We start from the raw sequence: 24,542 nt of genomic DNA, 5'->3' as shown, positions 1-24,542 counted from the left end.
GACGACAGAGGACATGGATCCAACAAACGAAAAACAGCCCTTTCCCGAAAGTTCTGGAAGGCTCCGCCGGACATCTCATACAATAGACACATGGCACGCTCCGTTACCATCTCGACCCCGGTTCCGACTCTCGAAGAGTTCGGGAAGAGTCTCGGCCTCAGCAAGAGCCGCCAGGACTCCCTCCTCCGTCTCGTGCGTCGCGATTCGAAGTCGGGTCATTTCGTCGAACGCCGCCGAGATTCCTCAGACGCTTCTAAGGAGAGGGGCACGGTTTTCAGAACCAAGAAGAAATAGCCGAGGTCTGAAAACGCAATGCCGGTTCCTCCTGTCCAGAAGAACGCCGTCTTTCTCAATATCCCGTACGACGCACGCTTTAGTCGTCTCTATTTAGCGTACATAGTCGGATTGACGGAACTTGGCCTTGAACCGCGTGCAACGCTTGGAATTCCTGGGGGCGAACGTCGCCTGAACCGGATTCTGGCTCTCATCCAGAGTTGCCGCTATTCGATTCACGACCTCTCGCGCATCGAGATCGACCGCAACCCTCCCCCGACTCCCCGATTCAACATGCCGTGCGAGCTTGGCATGACCATCACGTGGCAGCAGCTCAATCCTGCTCGCCACACCTGGTTCGTCTTCGAATCACGAAACCGCCGTCTGCAGAAGTCGCTTAGCGACCTTGACGGTACCGACGCAAACATCCCCGACGCCACGGTTGAGGGGATCATGCGCGAGCTGTGCAACGCATTTGTGCGCCGCGGGCCTCAGCCTGGGGTGCCGCAGATGCTTCGCACCTATCGTCGGGTTCGTGGGCAGGTCGATGAAGTCATGCGGGTGGCTGGGCCCACCAGTCCGTTTGAGGCCAGGGTATTCAAAGATCTTTGCTTTGTCGCCCGTGCAATAGCTCAGCAAGCAGCACGGTAAAACAAAAACCGACGGGCGATCGCGTATCAATGCTGACTAAGTTGCTTGATGCTTATGCTTGCGCACATCACATAATGCACCTCAAACTCCAGTGGCAATTGGACTTCATCTCGCCCATTTCACACTCATAGTGTGTAGACCCATAGTGGTCATTACCGAAGTATCGAGGTATGGCCAAAAGTGCCATCACGATTCGCTTCGGCAAGACTTTGCGAGAATATCGCGAAGCGAAGGGTTATTCCCAAGAGGAATTGGCAGAACGCGCTGATCTCCATCGCAACTATGTTGGAAGCGTCGAGCGCGGTGAGCGTAACTTGGCGTTGGAGAACATCATTAAGCTGGCCAAAGCGTTATCGCTGCCCTCGCGGGACCTCTTCAGAGGTCTCCCCTAAAGGTGACTCCCCCTTTCCACAGGTTGCTGGGTCTTTCTTCCGCTGGGGTGCGTTCGCTACCACTACCTCGCCGACCACCTCTAATGAACTGCAACTTCCGTATGCTTCATTGGCTTCCGTAAAGCAGTGCAAAAAGATCGTACAAGCGCAACAAATAGTTAGTGCAAAAAGCACGTCGATGTAAGAAACAAGATCAAGGGGCCCTAGTGACTGAACCTTCAGAGCATATATTCTCAGACGCAGAGCGTGCCCTCCAACTCCTCTGCGGCAAGTGGACTCTTTCGATCATCGCGGAATTGATAAATGGACCGATCCGGGTTGGCGAGCTTCGCAGAAGATTGGGACCGGTGTCCAAAAAAATCCTTTTCGAACGGCTCGACAAACTCGAACAGTCGGGCTTGGTGATTCGTACTGATCGGTCCAACAAAAACCTTAAGCGGATCGAATATGAATTGCAGGGAGAATCCGCCGACGCTATTGTGTCTGTCCTTCGTTCATTAAGCAGTTGGTCGCAGGAGCATCTCACTTCAAGTGCGCATACAAGCTCTAGAACAACACAAGAAGAACAGGGCGACTAAAGTACGTTTCTCCGAAGCGATCAGGCGCTAGCAGGAAACGCGCCGTGGGAAAGGGGAAAGGTGCAGGAAGGGGAAACGAGACGATTACAAAACTCTATGTTCGATCCAATTCAGCTTCTCACGTATCGGTGCTGTTCGCGCGGTAAGCAGCGCTTCGAGCAAATTCGATTGGATTGCATACAACACAGCCAACGTGGCAAGATGAACGGAGTCGAGAAAGGGCAGGTCGGTAAGGTAAGCCCGGCCACCTTCCGCCAGGAAGGCTCTGTTTGCACACATAACGTGTGTGAACCCGCGACAAGTAGGAGTGCGTCTGCACTCCGAACTTGGGCGGGTTCCTTTTCGATGAACCGATCGTTAGCAGCTCTCCCAAGAACAAAATCAAAGGAGAATAAGCTATGCCTACGATCGAAGCGAACAGCGGCATCATTACCCAAATCAACGTGTTCACTGTGAAACCAGAGAATCAGCAGGCTCTTGTCGATCATTTGATCAGCGCAGCGTCTGTTGCACGGCAGATTCCCGGCTGGAAATCCATCAGTATCCACAAGAGCATCGACGGCAAGTCTGTAGTGAACTACGCTCAAGCCGAAAGCCTGGAAGCGCAGGAGAGAATCTTCAAAGAGCTTCTCGAAAAGGGGGTGATCGAAAAGGGCCATCAGTTGGGTGAAGCTCATCCAGGGCTCTATGAAGCGGTCTACACACTCGACAACGTCTAGAGGACTGCAATGGGCGGGACGAGCGTATCGTCCCGCCTAACGTCTATCCCTGATCCGGTGGCTTCAATGTCTCTAACGGCGGTGTTTCGTAGCATGGCCGTCGCTTTCGTGCATCAATATCTCTCATTGATGGCCTGACCGTTTTCCCTCCCACAACTTGCCTATGTGCGTCCAATGAATTTCAACGCCGTGCGGATGCTAAGGAGTTTCGGTCATAGTACTTCCTATGCTGCGGCCTGAGTTTCCGTCTGCTTCTAAACTGGACCCGACTAAGAAAAGCCACAGCATGCGGTGGTAATTTTCACCCTACAAAGCACCGACGGGTAAGGAGGTCCATCTTCGTTTCGATTCCACGCTTCAGAAGTAGCCCACAGCCACTTCACCGTCAATAGTTCCGCTGCCTGCAGATACAGCCGCCGAACCCTACTTCGACCGGTCTTTTTGCATCATAAAGGCGAAGGGCAGTTTAGAGGAGGGCTTATGGCGGCAGAAAAACAGATCGAAGCTCACAGTACGTTGAGCAAAATAGTTTTATACGCCACTGTGATTTCCGGCTTTGTAGCGGCCTATCTAATGTACCGGCGTGGCGAATCCATGTTCTCGATAGCAAGAAAGACCGTCACCAACCCGGTCGGGTCGCTGGTTTCGGAAGTCAAGAACGTTGTTTAGTCTTGACTGATATTGGAGGAACAAACTTGAGAAATTCTCAAAGAAGACTCTCTAACTACAGCCGGATCGCGAAACTGTTGAGCCTCCTTGCCGCATGTTTTGCAACTGTAGGATTATCTGGATGCTTGGTGGCAGGGTATTCAAGCGGCGGTGGCTGGTTCGTTTGGCCCGGAAGTTTGGGGCTCATCCTGATCGTCCTGCTAATAGTCTTTTTAGTGAGGCGCCGGTAGCGTTTCGGAGCGCATTCACCATTGAACGAGTTACTCCAAAATCTAGAAGTCCGTAATCGCTGCGAATGACTCAAATTGTCTGGCAATTGTGCGCGCTTTCGCTGCTAGCGGTCAGCGCAGCGGCACAGGATATGAACCTCAACCCCACGAGACCCACGATCGCCAACAGTGCCGCCATTCAAAGCAGGGGGGTCCTTCAAGTAGAGGCGGGCTATGATGCCTATCCTCGAAATCCACCCGGCAATCAGCAGACGTTGGACACACTGTTTACTTACACTCCTTTAGCTCGACTCAGATTTGATTTCGATTGGTCTGCGTTCAATCATCAGCAAGACGATGGAGTTACCACCGATGGCATCGGTACTATTCAAATCGGCGGGAAGGTCGAGGCGAAAAAGGAACAGTACCATCGGTTCGCGCCGGGAGTTGCATTTCAGTATGAGGCTGAACTTCCGACTGCCTCAGCAGGTGCACTTCAGGGCTATGGTCAGCAAGCAATTCTGCTGCTCAATCACCACTATGGGAAGAACGGTAATTTAGATGTCATCGTGAATGGCTCGATCGTACAGTCTGACTGTCAAACGGCCACCGGATGTCGGTACGGCGGACAACAATCATTCGCTCTTAGTTACCACCTTCAAAAGGAGACGCGCCTCTACGCCGAAGTTTTCGGCCAGAACACATCCCAATCCAACACTCCGCCAGGGACTTACCTGTTTGGTGGCTTATACCACCAATTTAGTGATGCCTTTGGCATAGACGGCGGAGTGCGCTTTGGCGTAAGCGATCGCTCGGCATCGATCGGTACGACAATCGGGCTGGTATTCGGCAGACGCCTTCAACATGATGCGTCAGTCAAGCATTAGCCTGTAAAGTAGCTCTGTGCAGATTTTGGCATTATTTTAATCGGCACTCTTTCTTGACGTCCTCTCCATTTCCGTTGATTGATGCATCAATAGTGGAATGGCAACATCGACAAACCGTATTGAACCTCGGTGGCCGGCACTCGTAGCCCTATTTGCCGTGGGGGGACTGCGTCTGGCTATACCCGGTTTCCTCTCTTTTGGTCCAGATTGGCTTCTTCTTATAGTCGTTGGCATTCTGGTAATCCCAACTGTCCTTGCGAGACGGGGCGGAAATCTAAAGCTCAATGAGGTGTTTGGTTATGCCTTAAATGTCGTAGTGACTGCAGATATGGTCTGGTCGCTGGGCCTGCTGATCGGAGCCTTGCCGTCCCACAACGTACCACCTCAAGTCCTATTACGTTCGGCGGCGGCATTATGGGTCACAAATATTCTTGTCTTTGCGTCGTGGTATTGGCGCTTGGATGCAGGTGGCCCTAATGTGAGGGATCTGCGCGAAAGCCATACCGATGGCGCGTTCTTGTTTCCGCAGATGACTCTCAATGCAGAGACGAGAGAGGAGATGGGCGAGCGATATTGGCGTCCCGGATTTGTAGACTATCTCTTCATCGCCTTCAATACGAGTACCGCTTTCTCGCCCACCGACTGCCCAGTATTGTCGAAATGGGCCAAAGGACTCATGATGGTTCAATCTCTCATCTCATTCACCACCGTCGCTCTGCTCGCGGCTCGAGCTGTTAACATTCTTTAGTCTCGAGCGACTTTCGCTGCAACACTCGGCTTCTCAACAGCGTTAGGAGGTTTAAACACTATGGCCGTGCCAACCTTGTTCCAAGTTTCGTGCGCTGTCGTTGGCCGTCTCTAGCCGGACTGCGCGCTCGTCATCACACGGAGGCGTGTAGGCCGTCTCTGCAAGTCAGAGAATGCCTATTCCTGTGCGTCGGCCCACCCGCGATGCCAATCCACCGTTTTTCCGTCGCTCGGTTCACCCGCTTTGCCGGCCTGGAACCCTGCTTCGTACTCGGCGGAGTCTTCCTTCGCGGGGAGCTCGTCCGGCTCTGGTAGTTCATTGATCTTGTCTATCTCTCCCATGTCACACCTCGTTCTATTGGTCGCATAGAGTGCCGTGATCGACCAGCGCCATTTGCGCACCACTCCTCTCTTTGATGCGGTCGGCAGTTCTTCTGTGCCGATGTCGCGGGCACTTAAATCGCAGACTATTTCGGGTTCAGAGCAAGAGACCGCGATCAACGTGAAAGACAACCCGGGTGTGGCTAACACTGATCTTCAACACGAAAGGCATCCCTTTGCGACGAGAGCCCACGAGTCAACGAGGCTTTTGGCCGTTGGGCGAGAGATCAAGCTTGGAGGCGCCACCGGGCCGGTAGCGCTCTAATCGGCAGGTCCCGATGAAGATTCAAATCTGGATCCATTGGCTGCCAATCGATCCGCAAGTCGACGGTTGCCATTCGCGCGAGCATCGTCAATTGAGCTAAGACGCTAATCAAAGTGAGTTAGCGCTAGGCACGATTCAAAACCATAGGGGTAAACTCTTCGCGAAGATGTGGAAATGTGAGGACAAACACGGTACCGCTTCTGCCTGGTTTGGTGGAGCTGCGCACCCGCACGGACCCTCCGGCTTTCTCGATCAACTCTTGAATAATCCAAAGTCCTAGGCCAGTACCGCCGATTCCCTTGGTAGTGTAAAAGGCTTCGAAGATGTGCTCTAAAACCGCAGCGTCTATACCCGTTCCGGAATCCGCAATCGTAATTCGCGCACCCCGCAGCCCGTCACGAAGGGTGATGTCTCTGCATGCCAAGATCAGACGGCCTCCGCTTCGCGTAGCATCAAATGCGTTGCTTATCAGATTCATCAGTATTTGTCGCATTTCGCCGTCGTAGCAGCGAAGAGGAGACGCGCCTAACGTCCTTACGTCAACGTTGATCCCGGAATTATTGAATCGTCCTCGGTAGAGCCCCAAGATTGAGTTGAACAGCTCTCCCAAGTCCACGTCTGTCGCCTTCGTACTCTGGCGATGAAAGCGAAGCGTGTGATTCGCAATATGTGAAACTCGCGCGAGCTCCTCCTGAGCTGTCGTTACCAAACCCTTCGCTTCTTCCGAGACTACCTGTGATTGGAGGATGTACAGGAGGTTTGTCACTGCTTCCAAGGGGTTGTTGATCTCGTGAGCGATGGAACTCGCAAGTCTGCCTACGGACGCCAATTTTTCACTTCGAATGAGCGCTTTCTCCGCATCTCGTTGTGTCGTCACGTCCCGCAGGATGGCCGAGAACGCGACCAGAATACCCGGCGCCTCCATGTGGGGAGTCAAGTTCACCGACAACTCCATCCTCTTCCCAGTTTTGTTCACACCAACGAACTCCCTGCTAATGCTGCGACCGCGACCCAGCAGGGCGATGGCTTCTCTTATATGGCCCTCCTGCTCTCTGACAAACAGAAGTGTCAGCAGAGACTTACCCTTTACCTCGTTTGGAGCGTACCCAAAGATTTGTTCCGCGCCCTTGTTCCACGTTTGGATGTCCCCACCGGTCGTAAGAGTGATGATCGCATCCGAAGAGTGTCGGATGACCTCAACCATCTGTTCAGCGATCTTGCGAGCCTGGAGCAGATCTTGTTCGTAAGCACGTCGACGTGACGCGTTGAATACGGCCATGAAAATGTCGTGTGGCTTTCCGGAATTATCCCGTCGGAGTACCGCATTGACGAGGACCGGAACGATTACGCCGTCGGCGCCGATGAGGTCAAAGGCAACTTCGGTGAGACGATCCCGCAGGAGAATGACCTGTGTGAACTGAGTTTCGTAAAACATTCCCCCAGCGCGAGAGAGGAGATCCTGAAAACGTCGTTTTTGGAATAAAGGTTCAGTTTGGCCGGTCAGCACGTGGAAGGCTCGGTTTGCCTGCAGCAAAGTGCCGTCCAGAGCAAGCACGACATATCCGCATGGAGCTTCTTCAAAGAAATCAGCCTCCACAATGGGTTTGCGTTGCGCTAAAGAAACCGGCGAATCTGGTCGATCACTTCCTGGGGCGCGCTCATGTGAGGGCAATGACCCGTCGCCTGCAGCATCTCGAATTGGCTGTTCGGAAGGCACCTATTTACGTATTCTCCCACGTGGATTGGGGCGATCATGTCTTTTTCGCACTGCAAGATCAAGGTCTTCGTGGTCACTTTAGGTAAGTCCGCCCGATTGTCTGAGAGAAAAGTCACGCGGGCGAAGTGTTGAGCGAAACGCGGGTCTGTGCGGCAAAAACTGGCTTCCAGTTCTCCAATGAGTTCCGGAGACTGATCGGTGCCCATGATCAGGGGAGCCATTGTCGCCGACCAGCCCAAGTGATTGCTGTCGAGCAGGTCCAAAAGCCCTTCTATGTCAGAGCGGTCGAAGCCGCCCTTATAGTCGCCGTCATTAATATAAGAAGGCGACGGGCCAATCATGATCAGATTCTCAAAATAGCTTGGCTTTTCAATCGCAGCGAGTGCACCGATCATCGAACTAACCGAATGGCCGACAAAAGTTATACCGCCGACTTTCAGCTCCTCAATGATTTCTAGCACGTCTTCGGCATAGCCTCGCAATGAACTGTAGTGCGTCCTATCGAATGCGGAAAAGTCGGAATCGCCGGCTCCCACATAGTCGAAAAGGATCAGTCTGAAGTCTTTTTCGAAGGCTGGGATCATTGCTCGCCACATACTCTGATCGCAGCCATATCCGTGGGCAAACATGAGAGTTCGAGTGCCGTCTCCGTGGATTTTCACGTTGTTTCTGGCCACCGCGGTCATTGCTTTCAATCCTGAATGGAATGTGCGTCTAGAAAGCAGCTTGCTTTACGACGTATGATGCAAATCTTCCAGCAAAAGCAACCGACTCGTCATTGTCTTCATTACAGGATCAGCTCGAGCTGCGACCCAAACTACCTGCGCACTATAATCGCTAAATAAGTAGGCAGAACGGAGCGTTCTTTGTCGGCTAGTCCATTCCCATACAGAATACTGATTGTTGAGGACGAGCCCAGCTTGCGTGAGCTAGGGACGATGCTGCTTGTAGCACAGGGGTACGAGGTGCGTGGAGCGGAGGATGGATTTGAGGGACTTGCGGCGCTCAAACAATCCCTGCCGGACATCATTATCTCCGACTTACAGATGCCTAATATGAATGGGTTTGAGTTTCTCTCGGTTGTACGTCGGCGATTTCCTACCATTCGTGTAATTGTTATTTCGGGGGAGTTCTCCGGTTTATCCGTGCCCCAGAGCGTCCTTGCCGACGCATTTTTTCCAAAAGGTGGCTACAACGCCAAAGAGTTATTCCAGAAGATTATTGATTTGCTGCACGAACTCCCCACCCGTCCCAAAATTGGCAAGCCGAGCCACGCCGCTGTATGGGTGAAGAACGATAGAGGAACCATTGCAGTCACCTGCTCTGAGTGCTTGCGCACCTTCCCCGTTACAAGTGTTACGAAAGGCGTGAACGAGACAGAATGCGATTTCTGTTCCAGTACCGTCCGCTTTGAGATCATTGGCGAACATAAGGCTTTTAAGGTGCCGGAGAATCTGGTCTCGCCCGCGGGGTGATCCGCACCAGCAGTAGTCGACAAGGCATGTTGATAAAATCGCGGTGCCGACGCCGATCTCTGTCGCGCAGCGAAAACAACCTACCTCGCTATTTTCAACAAGAAGCAAAATGCATCCCACGAATAACCGGGGTAAATACCCCCTCACGTCAAGTAGACGGAGAACCTGACTGACGAGCTATCGCTTTTAATGCACGATTAACTGCCATTGCAGCCTTAACTCTCGCAACGTGTACCTTTGATAACCCGCCCGAATTGATAAGACAATCCTCACCATATTTTGCACCGCAGACTGGGTAGCAGCGAGGTCATGAAAGGAGACGAGCGGCCGATCTCAGGCAGACGACTTCCGTGCCCGGAACCGATTTCTGCTTGCGCGCGAACTAGTACGCGCCGGTGGCTTCATCCACCGTCTCTTAATATTCCTCGACCACCGACGCAGGCAAAAAATGCGTCTTAGAGTTCCAGAGGGTGACTATATGCCGACATTGAAGAAAGACGAAAAGAAGAAGGAATTGAAACAAGAGCAGAAGGCTCACAAAGCACAAGCAAAGGCAGACAAGCTGCAAAGACACGCGCTGGACGATGGTAAGACCAAGAAGGCAGAGAAGGCGCAGGATAAGGCAGATCGCGAGATCGCGAAGGTTACTTCTGTCAAAGATGATGACGAATAAGCATCTATTCACATCCGGCACAAATTAGCTCTCTCGGTCTGGTAAACGAAACTTCGGATTATTTTCGCGCAGGAACTCAAACTACGAATGGCTCGGGACCCAACATCTCCTAAATCTGATATTCGAAAAAGACTAGAGCATAGACGTCTGTCGGTCCATCGCGCGTGCCCCGCCCCAAGTAAGATTTGAGCGCGCACCCTCCTGCTACCCGCGAGTCCCGATGGACCACAGAACTCCCCGTTCGTGTAGTGCCTAGATCTCATTTTAATCCAACTGTAATGATTGCGACCATCATACGGGCTCAGGTGGTCAACATGTTCAATCTGCTTCCGAAGGATGAGAAATTCTACGACGAGTTGGAGCAGCTCTCCTCGCGAGTGGTGAGCGCGGCGAAGCAGTTCGAAGAGATCGTGGCCAGACTTCCAAACTTCGATGGCCAATTGGCAAATATCGAACAGGATCGGCTGGGTGCCCGGAAAATCTTCAAGGAGTCCATTCTTAGACTCGACCAGGCGTTCATCACGCCACTTGATCGCGAGGACATCCTAAGCTTGATCACCGAAATGTATGGCGTTGTCGATCGCGTTTCAGAGCTTTCGCAGCGTTTCCGCCTCTACAAGCTCAACGACCTGCACCCGACATTAACCAGCCAAGCGAAGAACTTCTCGCGGATCGCTAATGAACTGAATACCATCATCTGCGGCCTAAGGAAGCAAAAAAAGTTAAAGGATCTAGAGCCTTCCCTGGACGCAGTGTCGGGAGCAATGGAACTTGTTAAGAGAGATCGCGAAACCTTCCTAGGAGGGTTATTCGCCGGTGATCCTAATCCCCTCGAAGTCCTAAAGAAAAAGGAGCTACACGATCTTCTCGAGGACGCGATTGAACGATGCGAAGAAGCGACCGAGACTCTGGCTCGGGTGCTTCTCAAGAATGGGTGACGATCTCATATGCCAATGCTTTATTTTGTCTTCCTCCTCGTTGCGATTGCACTTGTCTTCGACTTTTTCAACGGATTTCACGATGCCGCAAACTCTGTCGCGACAGTGGTAACCACGCGGGTCCTCTCGCCGCTTCAAGCGGTCTTATGGGCTGCGTTTTTCAATTTCGTCGCGGCCTTTCTCTTCGGAACAGGAGTCGCGCAAACTATCAGCAACAAATTGATCGATCCAAAGGCGGTAGATGTCTACGTCATTTGCGGCGGCCTCATTGGAGCTATTGTCTGGGACATCATCACTTGGCTAATGGCGCTGCCGACAAGCTCGTCGCACGCCATTATTAGCGGGTATGCGGGCGCTGCGATCGCGAAGGCGGGTTGGAGCTCCATCCTAATCAAAGGTTGGATTCCCGTAATAGTGTTTTTGATCATATCTCCGGTGATCGGCATGATCCTTGGGTGGGGCATCATGACTGGACTCAGTTGGCTTACGCGACACTCGAATCGCGACAAAACCGAAAAGCGCTTTCGGCATCTGCAGTTACTTTCAGCAGGTCTTTACTCGCTCGGTCACGGAACTAATGATGCACAAAAGACTATGGGCATCATTGTGGCTTTACTCGCCGCGGCTGGTCACGAACAATGGGGTAAAGCGACCCATAATGGTTTCCAGGGGCTGGCCGGGAAGCACGAGATCGCCTGGTGGATCATCTTGAGCTGTCACGCGGCGATGGCACTCGGGACTATGGCCGGGGGCTGGCGCATTGTGAAGACGATAGGCTCTCGGATAACCCCGCATCTCCGGCCGCTCGGCGGATTCTCGGCTGAGATGGCAGCTGCCACCACAATTGGTTTCGCTACCATCGCGAAAGTCCCTATCTCCACGACACACGCGATCGGGGGAGCGGTTTTGGGAGTGGGCGCCACTCGCGGGCCGCATGCGGTTCGCTGGATCTGGGGAGAGAAGATCGTAGTGGCGTGGATCGTCACATTTCCTGGGGCGGCGCTAATCGGAGCGGCGGGATACGCTCTCGCACATTTTGCCATCCAGCCCTTCATTCATTAGACAGCCCTAGCAGATCGAAGAGAGCTTTTAGTGTCACGCGAGGGGAGCAAAGGAGCCGCCAGACACGTAAAAGCCAACAATTTGGGGAGGAAACGAAGCTTTTGTGCGCATACGTCGATATGCCTCTACAATTCGTAACTGCGTACGAACACAATGACTGAGGGTTCTGAAAATGGCTGAAAAAACGATAGTGGAAAAGGCTGCAGAGGCGGTTGGATACGTAATTGCGATGGCAGAAGATGTGGCAGGCTCCGTCAAAACCGCAGTGGGTGCAGCCGTGACCACCGTTACGGAGGTCCCGACGAAGACACCATCGAAGGAAGCCGCGATCAAAAAGACTACTAAAACAACACCTGCGAAAAAGGCTGTGGCCAAGAAACTTGTCCAGAAAATGCCTGCTAGGAAGGCCGCCAAGAAAGTAGTGGTCAAAAAAGCTGTGGCCAAGAAAGCTCCCGCTAAGAAGTTACCCGCCAGGAAGGCTGCGAAGAAAGCCATAGCGAAGAAGCCCGCAAAGACGGTTCCGGCAAAGAAAGCCGTGAAGAAAACTGCGATAAAAACCATAAAGAAGAGTGGCCGGCTACGGCGATAACTGTGAGGGAAAATGGCGAACGATAAGGCAAAGAAGAAGGCAGCGAAGAAGGTCGAAAAGGCGGTCCGGAAAGCCGTGAAGAAGGGCCTAACCGAGAACGCGGTAGAGAAAGCCGTATCGCTGGGCATGGCTAACGGCGTCCAGAAGAAGCCTGTCGGCAAAGCTGCTGCTAAGGCTGACGAACTTGAAGCCAAAACTGCCTGAGTACGTTTCTTTCCAAGCCTGCTGGTTCGCGAATTCGTTCTCTCGACGGTTCGGTTTCCTGAGGCGAAGACCTAACCTCTAAGCAGGTCACTTCCGCCTCATGTTTCGAAACGATCTAGTGGACAGAGACGATCCTCGCTTTGCTGCGGTGAGCCGTAGACCAGGAATGCGGCTCAGCCTTGCAGTTCTCGCATACCGCGGCAGGGGCGAGGTGGACCCGGATAGCTTTGACGATGCCGCCGACATGTTGTGCGGTTTGTCTACGCTTCATGGGCTCGCTCATCTGGTGTTGGAAGATAAAGCTGCACACTTTTTCCGAGGCGCGAATTCCAAGAATTTCATCAAGAACTATCTGCCGAAAGTAATTGAACGGTTGTACCCGGCCATGCAGGCAACACAGGACAAATGAAAAGCCGGTGTCCGATTTGTAGCAACGGGGACTGTTTCACTTGTCTTGGACACTCCATCAGATCCTTTGAGGCGACAACAGATGAACGAGCGTTTTCAAGCTGCTTTGCACGACAGAAAGTCCCTTTTCCGGGTGCATTCTGCCACTTTCCCGGAGAGCGATGAGACCGTGCATCGTTGCAAAAAGTAGTCCGGCAAGAGTGGCGTCGGGTATGTCCGGCAATGCCTGCGCGGCCTGACACTCCTGGACAATCACAATGAACTCGGCGAAAGCTGCTAGAGCAGTCTTCTCAAGTTCACCCTTTTGTGCGGCGATGGCTGGATCGTTGAAAAGCAGCCTATAGCGTGCCGGATGGTTTACGCTGAAGTCGATCACGACATTCAGCGCTTTCATCAACTTCCCGGCTGGTTTTATGGAGCTCTGACGGACCGCGTTAAAAGCTTTCGTCAGCATCACGAAGTCGGCCGTGGCGACGGCAGCCAACAACGCATCCCGACTCTTGAAATGCTTATAGGGAGCATTATGAGATATCCCCGAGGCATGGCCGACCGCGCGTAGCGTTACGGCGTCCTCGCCACCGGAATCGAGCAGCGTGGTAGCAGCAAGAATCAGTTTCTTGTCCGTCGTTACCGCAGCTGAGTTGACTCTTCGCTTGGCTGCAAACGTACGAGCGTCTTGGAGTCGTTCCATAGTTTGGCTGCTCTCTGTTCGTCATAGGACATTTTAGAGGATCGCGTCTCGTTCAATGCACCATCGTTCGACTGGAGATACTTGCCGGACGCGTCTCCGTAAATGGGATCGACTGCAATCTGTGCGAGCGAGGCGCCGGAGAAGCTGACTGAGCCTTGCGTTACGCCTATGCGCTTCATGAGGCCTTTCATCAGGGCGGTCTTCGCAAGCCACTGCACCGGTTTGGGCATCGTTCTCAGCAGTCCCGTCTCAGGGATGGATCCAGGGTCGAACGCAATGGATGCAATGGAGCCGTCAGCGCGCCGTAATCTGCGATGCAGTTCATACGCATACAGCATGGTGCAGAGCTTTGAGGTAGAGTAGCGGACCCCCGCAGACAGCGGTTTCTTGCCATCTTTTCCATCGTTCTCAAGGGCAATCGCGTCCGGCTCAACCGCTTTGCCAACCATCTTTCCATCCATTGTATCGGGATCATGCGTTCCACTTGCGGTAAACACGATGCGTCCGGCGTCGGCCATACGATCAACAAGCAGTTCGACCAGCAGGAAATGGCCGAGACAGTTGGTCGCGAAGGTCGTCTCGTAGCCATCGGGGCTGTAGGTTGTTGGCCCATTGTGTCTGCCGCCGGCATTGCACAGGAGCGTATCTAACGGGGCGACGTTGCCGCTGTCGAGCAGAGTTCGGAACTCCGCTGCGGCCTCTCTGACCGACACCAGCGACGAGGTATCCAGCTTCAGCGTCGTGACCTTCACGCCGTAGCTGGTCCGGAGTTGCTGTGCCGCGGGCTCCATCCGCTCTACGCTCCGCCCGGCGAGGACCAGATCGCAGCGCGAACGAGACGCCAATTGCTTTGCGCATTCGAAGCCGATACCGGCATGACCGCCGGTGATGAGGACTGTAGGCATATCTAACCTCCTAGGTTGACACTGTCAACCATAGCAAGGGTAGGTGTACATTGTCAACCAAAGGCGGGAACCGTCATTACAACCACGGCTGCAGCAAGTGATGCGCAATGCCAGTCTCCGCTACCTGAAAGAGGGGACGCAATGGAAGTCGCAAAATGGATTGTCGCGTTGATTGCTGTGTTTAACTTCGGGGGCTATGTTGCTGACGCGGTGATCCCGTTTACAGCAAAGCAGCACATCCACAATCCACGGTGGCCGCCCCATGCCAAGTTCCACAATGGCCAAACGATGCTGCTGGGCATCGGGTTGGGTCTCTACTCGCTATTTCTTCTCTTCGGTACGGGGCCGCTGACATTTCTGCATTTCATTCTGGCCGCGGTCGCAGCATCGCTCTACTTTGTGGCAATGCTGCTGTCGCCCATCTTTCCGGGTGTCGGTTGGAGTGACCCTGAGTTTACGAAAGAGAATGGGTCAGTCTTGGGGATGCATCCTCAACTCTTTGTGGGGTTGTTGGTGTGCCTGATTCTTATCGCGGCTTGCGGTTATGCGTTTTTGAAGCACTAGAAACGGTAAGAACACAAGCTGAAGAAAGAGGCCACAGTCCATGACGAACCAGCGCAAGCCCGACTATCGCATTCACGAAATGTTCCTCAATCGCTGGTCGCCAAGAGCCTTCACGGTTGAGCCAATCACCCAGGAAGAACTTCTGACCATGTTGGAAGCGGCTCGCTGGGCGGCCTCTTCGTATAACTCTCAGCCTTGGCGCTTTATTTATGCCTTGCGCGATACGCCCGCATGGGAGCGCCTCCTGAACCTCCTTGTGCTCTTCAATCAGTCCTGGGCGAAAGAGTCGTCCGCACTGGTCTTTCTCGTATCCAAGTCGACCATGCGGTCCCCTCGAAGCGGTAACGAAGTTCCGTCCCCGACCCACTCGTTCGATGCCGGGACTGCCTCCGGCTATTTCGCCCTCCAAGCTTCGCTGATGGGCTGGTACGTGCACGGCATGGTGGGCTTTGACGCTGACCGTGCCTTTGAAGACCTGAGCGTTCCGAAAGGTCATAAAGTCGAAGCTGTCTATGCGGTTGGTAGGAAAGCCGATCCAGCGGGTCTGCCGGAGGAATTGCGTGCGCGCGACCTGCCCAGCGACCGGCGCTCGTTGGAAGAACTAGCTTTTGAAGGTGGATTCCCGCAATAGACGTTCCGTTACGACCGTCTCAATGAACTTGACGGTATCGCTCACCTAGCTGGTTCTGTGGCCCTGAGGCGGTATAAATTTCCGGGTTTCTCATTGCTTGCGCGCTCTTGCGTGCGTACCCCCTGAGTGCAATCTTCGATACTCGCTGGGGCTCACACCGACCGTCCGTCGAAACAGCCTAGCGAAGTTGCTTGCGCTCTCGATACCGACGGCAATGCCGACTGCCTCGATGGCTAGATCCGACTCGCGAAGCAGCTCCCTGGCTTTCTCCAGGCGCAAGGCTAGTTGATACTCGAATGGCGCACATCCAAGTTGAGCGCTGAAGGATCTGGCGAAGTGATAAATACTAACTCCACACAGGGCTCCTACCCATAGCCACCCCTCCGACGAGGGGCTTTACATTCTCGAAGGTCATTGCACGTTCAATGCCGGCGGGGAGACGGTCAAGGCTGGTCCAGGCACTCTGGTTTACGTTCCACGCATGGTGGAGCACAGCTTCACTGTGGACGCCCCCAACTCACGCCTCCTCAACTTCTATACTCCAGGCGGTTTCGAGATGTTGTTGATGAGTCTGGCAACGCCAGCAGCGGAGCGTAAACCACCCGTTCCCGGATCGGCCCCTATGCCACCTCGGTGGATGGTAGAAGAGTGCTCACGTGAGTTCGGCCAAATCCCCGGGATTGCGCTTCCGTTCGCGGACCCTCCGACCAAAGAAAATATGGTCACCCATCCCAGCAACGTCAACACGCTCAAACCATACGGGATCAAGATCGAGGATGCGCCTGCCGGTTGCATCATTGGCGCTGAGCCGACGAGTAACTTGATCAACTCGCTGCCCGCAGGTGAAGCCCAGTCCTGCACTAATTCAGCAATCGCTGTGTTGGTCGTGGTCAGCACGACGCCTGCTTGTTGCATGCGCTGGCGAGTCACTTCTTCCTGAATTCCCCACGAGCTACCGGAGGCATCGAGAATCGCTTGGACGTTATAGCCGAGCTGGACGGCACTGATGCTTGGGAACACGAGGCAGATGTCGGTCGTAACGCCTCCCATAATGAGGTTCTTGCGCCCGGTTGCCTCCATCGCTCCGCTGAAGTTCGGATCGGCCCAGGCATTCACGATGCCGACTCTCTTGACGCGGTGCTTGTATGCGTCCGGGGCGGCACTCTGAAGCGCGGGCGAGATTGGCCCTTGGATGTGATCCTCCTGACTTGATGTCATCACGATGGGCATCTTGAGCTTAGTTGCAGCGGTTGCCAGCATGACTGCATTCCGCAGTGACACGTCTGAACTTGAAGATCGGATCAACTGCAAGGTGCCAACCTGGTAATCGACGAGGACAAGAGCGGAATTTTCGGGCGTGAACTGTCCGCGCATCTCAAATTTTTGCTTCGGTGTATTAGACATGGGATAGCTCCTTGGACGAAATTACAGAAGGGACTTTCGGTTTGGTTATTCCTGTGCGTTGAGTTCTTCCAAGAAAGATCGCAAGGTGCGCGGTTCGCGCCCGAGGATCGCTCTAAGTGTTGTGCTGTTGCCGAGCAGAGCATGCTTGTCGTACCAATCGAACATCCGCGTGAGCTTAGGAGGCACGTTCGATTTTGCAGGAAGCTCGATCTTGATTGGCTTCACCGGCTTCCCAAGAACTTCGCTCATCAAGGCCGCCAGAACCGATGTTTACAATCCGTCCCCAACCACGGCCCTTCATTAACGGCAGTAACGTGTGCGTCATCTGGAAGGCTCCGGTCAAATTGATTGCGATGACCTCCTGCCACTGCGTCGGCGTCATCTGCTCGAACGGGACCACGGGATAGAACCCAGCGCAGTTGACGAGCACGTCAACGTGCCCATAGGTCTGCTGCACCTGCCTCGCGAAGGCAGCGACAGCGTCCGCGTCGGTCACATCTACGCATGATGTCGAAAGCTGATCTCCCGCCTTTCGGGTGGCGCCAAGTTCTTTCAATGAGGTTTCTGCCCTATCCAGACCGATCGGCCGATCGCCGTTGGCTAGAAATCGATCGACTATCCTGCTGCCGATGCCTCCGCCAGCTCCCGTGACCACCACAACTCGTCCCTGTTGCATCGTCAACCCCGCTCGTCGTCCATGGATAATCAATTTGAGAAATGGAAGTGCTGCCATAGGAAGACGCCGATCTCATCCAGCGCAATCTTTAGCCGCCTGCAGTGCGACGTCGGAAGGAAACACATCCGTCATTCCTCCCCAGATATGGAGTTGTGCGACACCACCCGCTGCTTCGGGTCATGACTTCCACGTCTGTGCGGTCTCAGCCGCGAACGCCTCATAGCTGCGCGGCGTATGGCCAATCAGTCTCGTCAGACGCGCAACTTCCGTCTCGGTCGAGGCGAACCCTCGATCGAAGTAGCCTTGGAGCATCATGCGGAGATCGAAAGCACTCCAACTCGGCATTCGTGCTCGCATGCCCTTTTCCCACTGGTCGAAATCGTGCCCCTTGTACTTGATCTCTTTGCCGAGCAATTTGCTCCATAGTGCCGCGTTTCCCGGACCACTGATAAGCGAAGATGCCACGATGTCGTAGGTCTGTTCTTCATGCCCCTCTTCTGTGAGCGAGATGGCAGCAGCCTCCGCGATGTCCCTCATGTCTGCCGCGGCGATACCGGCGGTGCCTAGCGGCATCGGGTAGAGGCCAGGTCCAGTCAGAGCGTCCTTCAAGCTAATATCGTTCTGCATGTAATAACCGGGACGCAGAATGGGGTACGGCACACCGAATTCACGCAACGCACCCTCGACTGCAAGCTTAGACGCGAAGTGAGGTACGTCGCGGAACTCCTGCACTTTGAAAACAGACAGATAGGTCACATGCTTCAAGCCAATCCGTTTCGCGATGCCATATGCGATCAATGCCTGCGTCAACTCATCCGCGACGACAGCATTCAACAGGAAGAGCTTATCGACTCCTTTCATCGCTTCTTCTGTCGAAACGGGATCGAGCAAATCGCCGATTGCCACCTCAACGCTCGGTGGCAGCTTATGAGCGGCGTCGGGTTTACGAATCAACGCACGGACTTCTGCACCGCGCTTCAAGAGTTCCGCAACCACCACAGAACCCACATTTCCCGTTGCTCCGGTAACTAAAACTTTCATGTCTTCTTCGCTATTCTCGGATGACCTACTTCCGATTGGTGCTCCAAGTGTTCTTGTGAAATCGCACGCTTGAGATCAGGTGCCAGCATCTCGTTGGCTGTCGTCTATAGAACAGATGCGATAACGTGGAACACTTGGAGCCCCGATGCACGCAAAGGAGCTTTGCGCTGGCGCAAGGGAAGACCGATAATGACAGCATGTTCTCTTTGATACAGAAACTGCTGCGCCGCACCTGTAGACTTTGAACGCTTGTGACCGTTGAGGAAAAAAGCGCCGCTTATATCAGTACCTGTCGGGACACATCATGACGCAACATGTTGACCTCAACGACGTCCGGACTTTCGTCATTGCCGCGCAAGCAGGAACGCTGAGTGCTGCTGGGAAGACGCTGAATCAGCCCGCGTCGACGGTGAGCAGGTCCCTCACGCGTCTTGAAAGACACTTAGGCGTTCTTCTTGCCCAGAGGGGTCCCAAAGGATTGATCTTAACGGACGCGGGAAGGGAGTATCTTCTCTCCTGTCGACGTGCTTTGCGCACTCTTACCGACGGGGGGGAGTTCTTAGAGGCCCGCCGCTCCGATCCAAGTGGCACAATCAAGATCGCGTGCCCGGTGACGATGGCCCGCGAAATTGTCGCGCCGCTGCTCAAGGATTTCATCACCCGCTTTCCGTCTCTAAAGATCGAAATTGAGCCGTATTCGTTCGGCTGGGATCAGGAACCAAGTGAAGATGTGGACGTGTTCTTCAAACTTAGGGCGCCGAAGGACTCCGTGCGGAAAGTCAGGAACTATCCCGGGACTGCCCGGGGCCTCTTCGCGAGTCCGGCCTACGTGAATGCGGCCGGAAGTCCTGCCAAACCCGACGAACTCATCGTCCATCATTGTGCGGGGTCCGGAGTTTGGAAGCTGTCCCGCGGATCGAAACAGTTCAGTCCAAATATTGCGTTTCACCTCGTGACAAGTGACCCAGGCATCAATTTAGCGTTCGCTTTGGACGGTCTGGGCATTACTGTCCTGCCGCTGTGGATGGCAAAGCACCCGAACAATCGAAGTAGGCTTGTCCCGATTCTTCCGCAGTGGAAGCCGGAACCAATCACATTGTGCGCGCTTTTTTCAGGTTCATCGCGTCTCACGCCAAAAGTGGAAGGGCTTCTTGACTTTCTCGCTGAGTACATCGGAACGGACCGCGACCCGCGAATAATGGATGGTCGAGCAAAGGAATACTTCACAGACCCGACGCTTTCTCCAACGTCTGGGCCCTGAGCAGGTGGGCCCAAGCATGACAGCTAACGATTGAAGGTCGATTCCTACTGATTTGGTCTCGCAGGACATAACCATGCGCAACTCCGAGCCGGTCAACGCAAGCCGACTTCTCGTTACCGATCAGATGTCGAGGAGCATTGGCGATTTGCCAAGCGCACAATCCATCCGCGCTAACCGACCGTCGCGTCGGACCTGAAAATATGGAAAACGACGCGGTCGCGGGCCTCTTCGCCTGAGATATCGGCTAGGCACGCTTCATCGTTTGCGCCTCCTGGCCGGCGGCGGCCTGCGCCGGAAGGCCCATAATTCGATCAATCGGCGACGCCGCCAGTTCCATTTTTTGCGTCTTACATTCTTTACAACTGGTTTTGAAGATGCCGAGGATCATCGCATGTCGATAAACGTCAACGGATCATCCATCGATCTGCCGAGCGACACGCGTGTGTCCCTCCTCGACCTCCTTCGTGACCACCTGGATATGGTTGGCACCAAGAAGGGATGTAACCAGGGCGCGTGTGGGGCATGCACGGTGCTGGTGGACGGGGAACGCATCCTTTCCTGCCTGGCACTAGCGGTTCAGTATGAAGGCCGCTCGGTGACTACGATCGAGGGGTTGTCCACCGAGGGCATGCTGCACCCAATCCAGCGGGCGTTCATTGAGCATGACGGTTTTCAGTGCGGCTACTGTACTCCAGGGCAGATTTGCTCAGCCGTGGGCATGCTGGGGGAAGTAAAACGCGGCCTGCCGAGCAACGTGACCGGTGACTTGGCAGGCGGTTCCATCACGCTCACGCGAGATGAACTTTGCGAGCGAATGAGCGGCAATCTATGCCGCTGCGGCGCGTACAACGGGATTGTCGATGCGATCACAGAATTTGCGGAGACCATAAAATGAACAGTTTCACTTATGCCCGGGCGGTCGACTCCGCAGACGCAGTCCGACAGGGCGCCGCAGTCAATGCGAAATACCTCGGAGGCGGCACCAATCTCGTTGATCTGATGCGGGAGACGCTAGAGCGTCCTTCCGCGCTGGTCGATGTTACCGGTCTTTCGAGCGCGATCACTGAGCGAGAAGACGGAAGCATACTAATCGGAGCGGCAGCCAAGAACACGGCGGTTGCTGAAAATAAAGCTGTACGGACGCGCTACCCGCTGCTGGCTCGGGCCATCCTGGCCGGCGCCTCCGGGCAGATCCGAAACATGGCCACGGTAGGCGGGAACCTCCTGCAGCGCACGCGCTGCCCGTACTTCTACGATGACGAAGGATCACGGTGCAATAAACGTGTTCCGGGGCAGGGTTGCGACGCTATCCAGGGGTTTAACCGCATTCACGCCATTCTGGGAGCGTCGTCCGCCTGTGTGGCCACTCATCCGTCGGATATGTGCGTTGCCCTCGCGGCGCTCGGCGCGCTGGTGCACATCACAGGCTCAGACGGGCAGCGAACGATCGACTTCGCTGAGTTGCATGTACTGCCGGGCGAGAATCCGGAGGTGGAAACAACGCTGAGGCCGGGCGAACTAATCATCGCAGTTGAGATACCGGCTTTGCCTTTCGCGCGACACTCGGTATACCGCAAGGTTCGTGACCGCGCGAGTTACGCGTTCGCCCTGATCTCGGTTGCAGCCGCGATAGAAATCGATAGCGGGGTCGTGAAGGATGTAAGGCTCGCGCTGGGTGGGGTTGCTCATAAGCCCTGGCGTGCCTTGAAGCTCGAGGCCGCGCTGACGGGACAGCCTGCGACGGACGAGAACTTCCGCGCCGCAGCGGATCAGGAGCTTGCAGATGCGAAGCCCCTGACCCATAACGGATTCAAAATAGAACTCGCCAAACGCACGATTGTAGCGGTGTTGGCAGAGCTGGCGGGAGATCTTTCATGAGCATCAAGGACGCCGCGCAGGCGGTGATGAAGAAGGCCGTTCAAGCCGCTCCGGATGGATGGATGCCCGGCGGCACGCCTGACCCGCTCATCCGCCAGAAGCACGGGCTCATCGGTAAACCGGTGTCGCGGCTGGACGGACCGCAGAAGGTCAGCGGTACAGCTCGATTTGCGGCTGAGTTTCCCATGGAGAATATGGTTTATGCGGCGCTCAAATACAGCACGGTAGCCAAGGGTCGAATCAAGGAGCTTGATAGTGCAGCAGCGGAAGCCGCACCCGGTGTCGTGTTGGTGATGACGTATCGCAATGCACCTCGGATGAAGCCGGCGCCCCTTTTTATGTCCAGCGATAAAGCCGCCGGCGGCGATGATCTGCCCATCATGCAGGATGAAGAAATCCACTGGAATGGTCAGCCCATTTCCCTCGTACTCGCCGAAGCGCAAGAACAGGCCGACTACGCGAAATCGCTGATACGAGTCACTTATGAGACGGAGCCATCTGTGACCGTGTTTGAAGACGCGAAGGCCAACGCCGAGCAAGGAGTCTTTCAAGGACAGCCGCTGCTACTGGAAATCGGGGATGCTGAGGCGTCGTTGGCTGCCGCTCCGCATAAAGTTGATGTGGTCTATAGGACTCCGCGCCACAGTCATAACGCCATCGAACTGCACGCGGCAACCGTTGGATGGGATGGTGACAATCTAAGAGTGCACGACGCCTCACAAGGTGTCGCCCACGGCGCCTGGTCACTCGCGCAGGTCTTTGGCCTTGAGGAAGCGCAGGTTCATGTCACGTCTCCTTATGTGGGTGGGGGTTTCGGAAGCAAGGCGCTCTGGCAACATCAGATCTTGGCGGCCGCAGCCTCCAAAGTGGCCGGGAGACCCGTCCGCATTATGCTCTCACGCGAGGGCGTTTATCGGATCGTTGGTGGTCGCACGCTCACCGAACAACGTGTTGCTATCGGAGCACAGGCAGATGGCAGCTTCGACGCGCTCATCCAGACAGGCATGGTGGCAATGGGTCGGCATAACAATATGCCCGAGCCGTTCATCCTTCCGGCGATGTCAGCCTACAAGTCGGGAAGCTTCAAACTTGCCGTAGAAGCAGCCAAGATGGACATGCTCGCAAACACCTTCATGCGTGCTCCGGGTGAGGCGGTTGGCACCTTCGCTTTGGAAAGTGCCGTTGATGAACTTGCAGAAAGCCTCGGCATGGATCCGATCGAGCTCAGAATCCGCAACGAGCCGGAGAAGGACCCGACCTCCGGAGTACCCTTCTCCTCACGCCACATTGTGGAAGCGTATAAGGCCGGGGCGGAGCGGTTTGGCTGGGCAGCGCGCAAAGCAAAGCCGGGCACTCACCGCGAGGGTGAGTGGCTCCTCGGCATGGGATGTGCGACGGCTACCTATCCCTACTACCGGATGCCCGGGGGCGCGGCGCGCATCACCTTGACGAAGGATGGACGGGCTACCGTCGAGATAGCCGCACACGAGATGGGTATGGGCACGGCGACCACGCAGACAATGGTCACTGCCGACCGACTTGGCCTTGGAATGGAATGTGTGACCGTAAATTACGGAGACTCGCACTTTCCCGGTGTTGTCCTTGCGGGCGGATCGCAGCAAACTGCTTCGATTGGAGCTTCGGTAATCGCTGCGCATAGAGAGCTGATAACTGAATTGCTCAAACTTGCAGGCAAAGACTCTCCACTTGCTGGGCTTGATGCGGACGAAGTGACCGGTCGCGACGGTTACCTGTGCAAGGCTGACGAACTGGGGCGTCGCGAAAGCTATGTGTCCATGATGGCGAGAATAGGACGCGATGAGATAACGGCTGAAGCAACCGCTCCACCGCCGCTAGAGTTCACACATTGGTCCATGCACTCGCATGGGGCGATGTTCTGCGAGGTTCGTGTGAACGCCGTCACCGGGGAAACTAGGGTAACTCGTTTTCTCGGCTATTTCGACTGCGGCCGCATTCTCAACCCGAAAACGGCGGCAAGCCAGTTCCGCGGCGGTATCATCATGGGTCTAGGTCTCGCGCTCATGGAGGAAACACAGTTCGATGAACGCAACGGGCGTGTGATGAACCCCAGCCTCGCGGAGTACCATGTGCCGGTACAGATGGACGTTCCCGAGATTGATGTCATTTGGACTGACATCCCGGACGCGCATGCCCCGATGGGGGCACACGGGGTGGGAGAAATTGGAATTACAGGCGTCGGAGCGGCGGTTGCAAACGCTATCTTCAACGCCACAGGAAAACGGGTGCGAGACCTACCAATTACCCTCGACAAGATGATGTAGAAGTTTGAGGCCTTACAATTTCGACCGTTCCGTCAGAAAGAGCGTGAGGACGCTCGTCGAGCTCTTCGCTCTCCAAGATGAAACGACACGGGGACGACTCTAATAGGTGCGTTCTCGTCTTCTTGTGAACTGGAGAGATGAGTCCCACAAGCGCACTTCTCGCCACTTTCGCGCCGCAGCCGTAAGGGGAAGGTGCAGGAGGGGGAAGGCCGTTACGAAACTCGCCCGACCGCTATTCTGTCGCCGGATGATTGAAGATAAGCCGACTTTCTATGAGCAGGTCACTAGTGTCAAGGGATTGTTCTTTGTTTTTCCTTCATAGGGATTCTGCTTTTTGTTGTTGCTCTTGGT

30 protein-coding genes and 1 pseudogene are annotated in these 24,542 nt (G+C 54.7%); 21 read left to right on the top strand and 10 right to left on the bottom strand.

Translation table 11 applies throughout. From position 1 onward, the window contains the following. The first annotated feature begins 312 nt into the window (after nt 1-312). The 7 genes from HDF10_RS20295 (at nt 313) to HDF10_RS20265 (ending at nt 5,126) form a co-directional block, all read left to right on the top strand. Entirely contained in the window at nt 313-924 is a 612-nt protein-coding gene (locus HDF10_RS20295; protein WP_183816768.1) for a hypothetical protein, read from the top strand. A 170-nt stretch (nt 925-1,094) separates the two neighbouring features. Then, entirely contained in the window at nt 1,095-1,316 is a 222-nt protein-coding gene (locus HDF10_RS20290) for a helix-turn-helix domain-containing protein (protein ID WP_183816766.1), read from the top strand. Nucleotides 1,317-1,522: 206 nt separating this feature from the next. Then, on the top strand, nt 1,523-1,894 hold the full coding sequence (locus HDF10_RS20285; RefSeq protein ID WP_221271929.1) for a winged helix-turn-helix transcriptional regulator: 372 nt from the start codon (nt 1,523-1,525) through the stop codon (nt 1,892-1,894). A 398-nt stretch (nt 1,895-2,292) separates the two neighbouring features. Next, nucleotides 2,293-2,613, top strand: coding sequence for an antibiotic biosynthesis monooxygenase family protein (locus tag HDF10_RS20280; protein WP_183816764.1), 321 nt, complete (start codon nt 2,293-2,295; stop codon nt 2,611-2,613). A 480-nt stretch (nt 2,614-3,093) separates the two neighbouring features. Beyond that, a complete protein-coding gene (locus tag HDF10_RS20275) occupies nt 3,094-3,282 on the top strand; it encodes a hypothetical protein (protein WP_183816762.1) in 189 nt (62 codons plus the stop codon). 295 nt (nt 3,283-3,577) lie between these two features. Next, nucleotides 3,578-4,378: a hypothetical protein gene (locus HDF10_RS20270; RefSeq protein ID WP_183816760.1), complete on the top strand. Its 801-nt coding sequence runs from the start codon at nt 3,578-3,580 to the stop codon at nt 4,376-4,378. Between the two features lie 97 nt (nt 4,379-4,475). After that, complete coding sequence (locus HDF10_RS20265) at nt 4,476-5,126, top strand: hypothetical protein (protein ID WP_183816758.1); 651 nt, start codon at nt 4,476-4,478, stop codon at nt 5,124-5,126. Between the two features lie 176 nt (nt 5,127-5,302). Here the strand turns inward: HDF10_RS20265 and HDF10_RS20260 are convergent, their stop codons facing one another. The 3 genes from HDF10_RS20260 to HDF10_RS20250 form a co-directional block, all read right to left on the bottom strand. Beyond that, nucleotides 5,303-5,467, bottom strand: a complete 165-nt coding sequence (locus tag HDF10_RS20260; protein WP_183816756.1) for a hypothetical protein — start codon at nt 5,465-5,467, stop codon at nt 5,303-5,305. Between the two features lie 428 nt (nt 5,468-5,895). Then, nucleotides 5,896-7,368, bottom strand: a complete 1,473-nt coding sequence (locus tag HDF10_RS20255) for a PAS domain S-box protein (protein ID WP_311732838.1) — start codon at nt 7,366-7,368, stop codon at nt 5,896-5,898. Between the two features lie 17 nt (nt 7,369-7,385). Next, nucleotides 7,386-8,174 (bottom strand): alpha/beta fold hydrolase, encoded by a 789-nt coding sequence (locus HDF10_RS20250; RefSeq protein ID WP_183816752.1) that lies wholly within the window; start codon nt 8,172-8,174, stop codon nt 7,386-7,388. Between the two features lie 180 nt (nt 8,175-8,354). Between HDF10_RS20250 and HDF10_RS20245 the strand changes: the two genes are divergently transcribed. From HDF10_RS20245 to HDF10_RS20215, 7 genes are all read left to right on the top strand, one after another. Next, nucleotides 8,355-8,963 carry a response regulator gene (locus HDF10_RS20245; protein ID WP_260178043.1) on the top strand — a complete coding sequence of 203 codons (609 nt, stop codon included), beginning with the start codon at nt 8,355-8,357 and terminating at the stop codon, nt 8,961-8,963. A 478-nt stretch (nt 8,964-9,441) separates the two neighbouring features. Then, nucleotides 9,442-9,636 (top strand): hypothetical protein, encoded by a 195-nt coding sequence (locus HDF10_RS20240; RefSeq protein WP_183816748.1) that lies wholly within the window; start codon nt 9,442-9,444, stop codon nt 9,634-9,636. Between the two features lie 278 nt (nt 9,637-9,914). Beyond that, complete coding sequence (locus HDF10_RS20235; RefSeq protein WP_183816746.1) at nt 9,915-10,574, top strand: DUF47 domain-containing protein; 660 nt, start codon at nt 9,915-9,917, stop codon at nt 10,572-10,574. 9 nt (nt 10,575-10,583) lie between these two features. Then, on the top strand, nt 10,584-11,636 hold the full coding sequence (locus HDF10_RS20230; protein ID WP_183816744.1) for an inorganic phosphate transporter: 1,053 nt from the start codon (nt 10,584-10,586) through the stop codon (nt 11,634-11,636). A gap of 172 nt (nt 11,637-11,808) precedes the next feature. Further along, complete coding sequence (locus HDF10_RS20225; RefSeq protein ID WP_183816742.1) at nt 11,809-12,225, top strand: hypothetical protein; 417 nt, start codon at nt 11,809-11,811, stop codon at nt 12,223-12,225. 12 nt (nt 12,226-12,237) lie between these two features. Further along, a complete protein-coding gene (locus HDF10_RS20220; RefSeq protein ID WP_183816740.1) occupies nt 12,238-12,429 on the top strand; it encodes a hypothetical protein in 192 nt (63 codons plus the stop codon). Nucleotides 12,430-12,595: 166 nt separating this feature from the next. Next, on the top strand, nt 12,596-12,838 hold the full coding sequence (locus HDF10_RS20215; protein ID WP_183816738.1) for a hypothetical protein: 243 nt from the start codon (nt 12,596-12,598) through the stop codon (nt 12,836-12,838). 57 nt (nt 12,839-12,895) lie between these two features. Here the strand turns inward: HDF10_RS20215 and HDF10_RS20210 are convergent, their stop codons facing one another. Together HDF10_RS20210 and HDF10_RS20205 are read right to left on the bottom strand one after the other, a co-directional pair. Beyond that, the gene (locus HDF10_RS20210) at nt 12,896-13,528 is read right to left on the bottom strand and encodes a TetR/AcrR family transcriptional regulator (protein WP_183816736.1); all 633 of its coding nucleotides are present in this window, start codon (nt 13,526-13,528) and stop codon (nt 12,896-12,898) included. Then, the gene (locus tag HDF10_RS20205; protein WP_183816734.1) at nt 13,465-14,433 is read right to left on the bottom strand and encodes an SDR family NAD(P)-dependent oxidoreductase; all 969 of its coding nucleotides are present in this window, start codon (nt 14,431-14,433) and stop codon (nt 13,465-13,467) included. Before HDF10_RS20205 ends, HDF10_RS20210 begins: the two co-directional genes overlap by 64 nt. 141 nt (nt 14,434-14,574) lie before the next feature. Here HDF10_RS20205 and HDF10_RS20200 point away from each other — a divergent pair, with 141 nt between their 5' ends. Then, the gene (locus tag HDF10_RS20200) at nt 14,575-14,997 is read left to right on the top strand and encodes a DUF6640 family protein (protein ID WP_183816732.1); all 423 of its coding nucleotides are present in this window, start codon (nt 14,575-14,577) and stop codon (nt 14,995-14,997) included. A gap of 40 nt (nt 14,998-15,037) precedes the next feature. Then, nucleotides 15,038-15,628: a nitroreductase family protein gene (locus HDF10_RS20195; protein ID WP_183816730.1), complete on the top strand. Its 591-nt coding sequence runs from the start codon at nt 15,038-15,040 to the stop codon at nt 15,626-15,628. Between the two features lie 90 nt (nt 15,629-15,718). Here the strand turns inward: HDF10_RS20195 and HDF10_RS21525 are convergent, their stop codons facing one another. Then, a complete protein-coding gene (locus HDF10_RS21525) occupies nt 15,719-15,973 on the bottom strand; it encodes a helix-turn-helix domain-containing protein (RefSeq protein ID WP_406706873.1) in 255 nt (84 codons plus the stop codon). Between HDF10_RS21525 and HDF10_RS21520 the strand changes: the two are divergent. Beyond that, nucleotides 15,972-16,118: pseudogene (locus tag HDF10_RS21520) on the top strand (cupin domain-containing protein); the annotation flags it as partial. The gene HDF10_RS21525 and the pseudogene HDF10_RS21520 overlap by 2 nt on opposite strands. Nucleotides 16,119-16,162: 44 nt before the next feature. Here HDF10_RS21520 and HDF10_RS20180 read toward each other — a convergent pair. The 3 genes from HDF10_RS20180 to HDF10_RS20170 form a co-directional block, all read right to left on the bottom strand. Continuing rightward, nucleotides 16,163-17,002 (bottom strand): isochorismatase family protein, encoded by an 840-nt coding sequence (locus tag HDF10_RS20180; protein WP_183816728.1) that lies wholly within the window; start codon nt 17,000-17,002, stop codon nt 16,163-16,165. A 205-nt stretch (nt 17,003-17,207) separates the two neighbouring features. Then, nucleotides 17,208-17,708: an SDR family NAD(P)-dependent oxidoreductase gene (locus tag HDF10_RS20175; RefSeq protein WP_260178046.1), complete on the bottom strand. Its 501-nt coding sequence runs from the start codon at nt 17,706-17,708 to the stop codon at nt 17,208-17,210. A 177-nt stretch (nt 17,709-17,885) separates the two neighbouring features. Beyond that, nucleotides 17,886-18,749 carry an SDR family oxidoreductase gene (locus HDF10_RS20170; RefSeq protein WP_183816724.1) on the bottom strand — a complete coding sequence of 288 codons (864 nt, stop codon included), beginning with the start codon at nt 18,747-18,749 and terminating at the stop codon, nt 17,886-17,888. Between the two features lie 304 nt (nt 18,750-19,053). Between HDF10_RS20170 and HDF10_RS20165 the strand changes: the two genes are divergently transcribed. Further along, nucleotides 19,054-20,010 (top strand): LysR family transcriptional regulator, encoded by a 957-nt coding sequence (locus HDF10_RS20165; RefSeq protein ID WP_183816722.1) that lies wholly within the window; start codon nt 19,054-19,056, stop codon nt 20,008-20,010. A gap of 244 nt (nt 20,011-20,254) precedes the next feature. Here the strand turns inward: HDF10_RS20165 and HDF10_RS20160 are convergent, their stop codons facing one another. Next, complete coding sequence (locus tag HDF10_RS20160; protein ID WP_183816720.1) at nt 20,255-20,398, bottom strand: hypothetical protein; 144 nt, start codon at nt 20,396-20,398, stop codon at nt 20,255-20,257. 3 nt (nt 20,399-20,401) lie between these two features. Between HDF10_RS20160 and HDF10_RS20155 the strand changes: the two genes are divergently transcribed. The 3 genes from HDF10_RS20155 to HDF10_RS20145 are packed head-to-tail and all read left to right on the top strand — an operon-like array spanning nt 20,402 to nt 24,191. Further along, nucleotides 20,402-20,905 (top strand): 2Fe-2S iron-sulfur cluster-binding protein, encoded by a 504-nt coding sequence (locus tag HDF10_RS20155; RefSeq protein ID WP_183816718.1) that lies wholly within the window; start codon nt 20,402-20,404, stop codon nt 20,903-20,905. Continuing rightward, nucleotides 20,902-21,888, top strand: coding sequence for an FAD binding domain-containing protein (locus HDF10_RS20150; RefSeq protein ID WP_183816716.1), 987 nt, complete (start codon nt 20,902-20,904; stop codon nt 21,886-21,888). The genes HDF10_RS20155 and HDF10_RS20150 overlap by 4 nt, the downstream gene beginning before the upstream one ends. Beyond that, a complete protein-coding gene (locus HDF10_RS20145; protein ID WP_183816714.1) occupies nt 21,885-24,191 on the top strand; it encodes a xanthine dehydrogenase family protein molybdopterin-binding subunit in 2,307 nt (768 codons plus the stop codon). The genes HDF10_RS20150 and HDF10_RS20145 overlap by 4 nt, the downstream gene beginning before the upstream one ends. The last annotated feature ends 351 nt before the right edge of the window (nt 24,192-24,542 follow it).

Source organism: Tunturiibacter empetritectus (genome assembly GCF_014201375.1).
GTDB lineage: Bacteria > Acidobacteriota > Terriglobia > Terriglobales > Acidobacteriaceae > Edaphobacter > Edaphobacter lichenicola_D.
Note: the sequence above shows the minus strand (reverse complement) of the source record. Positions and strands in the feature narration are given on the sequence as shown.

Excerpts from the sequence above, each read along its gene's own strand:
- HDF10_RS20170 (WP_183816724.1), bottom strand. The coding sequence starts at position 18,749 with ATGAAAGTTTTAGTTACCGGAGCAACGGGAAATGTGGGTTCTGTGGTG.
- HDF10_RS20210 (WP_183816736.1), bottom strand. The coding sequence starts at position 13,528 with ATGGAACGACTCCAAGACGCTCGTACGTTTGCAGCCAAGCGAAGAGTC.
- HDF10_RS20265 (WP_183816758.1), top strand. The coding sequence starts at position 4,476 with ATGGCAACATCGACAAACCGTATTGAACCTCGGTGGCCGGCACTCGTA.
- HDF10_RS20275 (WP_183816762.1), top strand. The coding sequence starts at position 3,094 with ATGGCGGCAGAAAAACAGATCGAAGCTCACAGTACGTTGAGCAAAATA.
- HDF10_RS20150 (WP_183816716.1), top strand. The coding sequence starts at position 20,902 with ATGAACAGTTTCACTTATGCCCGGGCGGTCGACTCCGCAGACGCAGTC.
- HDF10_RS20220 (WP_183816740.1), top strand. The coding sequence starts at position 12,238 with ATGGCGAACGATAAGGCAAAGAAGAAGGCAGCGAAGAAGGTCGAAAAG.
- HDF10_RS20295 (WP_183816768.1), top strand. The coding sequence starts at position 313 with ATGCCGGTTCCTCCTGTCCAGAAGAACGCCGTCTTTCTCAATATCCCG.
- HDF10_RS20200 (WP_183816732.1), top strand. The coding sequence starts at position 14,575 with ATGGAAGTCGCAAAATGGATTGTCGCGTTGATTGCTGTGTTTAACTTC.
- HDF10_RS20290 (WP_183816766.1), top strand. The coding sequence starts at position 1,095 with ATGGCCAAAAGTGCCATCACGATTCGCTTCGGCAAGACTTTGCGAGAA.
- HDF10_RS20235 (WP_183816746.1), top strand. The coding sequence starts at position 9,915 with ATGATTGCGACCATCATACGGGCTCAGGTGGTCAACATGTTCAATCTG.
- HDF10_RS20260 (WP_183816756.1), bottom strand. The coding sequence starts at position 5,467 with ATGGGAGAGATAGACAAGATCAATGAACTACCAGAGCCGGACGAGCTC.
- HDF10_RS20205 (WP_183816734.1), bottom strand. The coding sequence starts at position 14,433 with ATGCCTACAGTCCTCATCACCGGCGGTCATGCCGGTATCGGCTTCGAA.
- HDF10_RS20195 (WP_183816730.1), top strand. The coding sequence starts at position 15,038 with ATGACGAACCAGCGCAAGCCCGACTATCGCATTCACGAAATGTTCCTC.
- HDF10_RS20175 (WP_260178046.1), bottom strand. The coding sequence starts at position 17,708 with ATGCAACAGGGACGAGTTGTGGTGGTCACGGGAGCTGGCGGAGGCATC.
- HDF10_RS20280 (WP_183816764.1), top strand. The coding sequence starts at position 2,293 with ATGCCTACGATCGAAGCGAACAGCGGCATCATTACCCAAATCAACGTG.
- HDF10_RS20225 (WP_183816742.1), top strand. The coding sequence starts at position 11,809 with ATGGCTGAAAAAACGATAGTGGAAAAGGCTGCAGAGGCGGTTGGATAC.
- HDF10_RS20270 (WP_183816760.1), top strand. The coding sequence starts at position 3,578 with ATGACTCAAATTGTCTGGCAATTGTGCGCGCTTTCGCTGCTAGCGGTC.
- HDF10_RS20240 (WP_183816748.1), top strand. The coding sequence starts at position 9,442 with ATGCCGACATTGAAGAAAGACGAAAAGAAGAAGGAATTGAAACAAGAG.
- HDF10_RS20230 (WP_183816744.1), top strand. The coding sequence starts at position 10,584 with ATGCCAATGCTTTATTTTGTCTTCCTCCTCGTTGCGATTGCACTTGTC.
- HDF10_RS20215 (WP_183816738.1), top strand. The coding sequence starts at position 12,596 with ATGCGGCTCAGCCTTGCAGTTCTCGCATACCGCGGCAGGGGCGAGGTG.
- HDF10_RS20145 (WP_183816714.1), top strand. The coding sequence starts at position 21,885 with ATGAGCATCAAGGACGCCGCGCAGGCGGTGATGAAGAAGGCCGTTCAA.
- HDF10_RS20250 (WP_183816752.1), bottom strand. The coding sequence starts at position 8,174 with ATGACCGCGGTGGCCAGAAACAACGTGAAAATCCACGGAGACGGCACT.
- HDF10_RS20155 (WP_183816718.1), top strand. The coding sequence starts at position 20,402 with ATGTCGATAAACGTCAACGGATCATCCATCGATCTGCCGAGCGACACG.
- HDF10_RS20160 (WP_183816720.1), bottom strand. The coding sequence starts at position 20,398 with ATGATCCTCGGCATCTTCAAAACCAGTTGTAAAGAATGTAAGACGCAA.
- HDF10_RS20165 (WP_183816722.1), top strand. The coding sequence starts at position 19,054 with ATGACGCAACATGTTGACCTCAACGACGTCCGGACTTTCGTCATTGCC.
- HDF10_RS20180 (WP_183816728.1), bottom strand. The coding sequence starts at position 17,002 with ATGCGCGGACAGTTCACGCCCGAAAATTCCGCTCTTGTCCTCGTCGAT.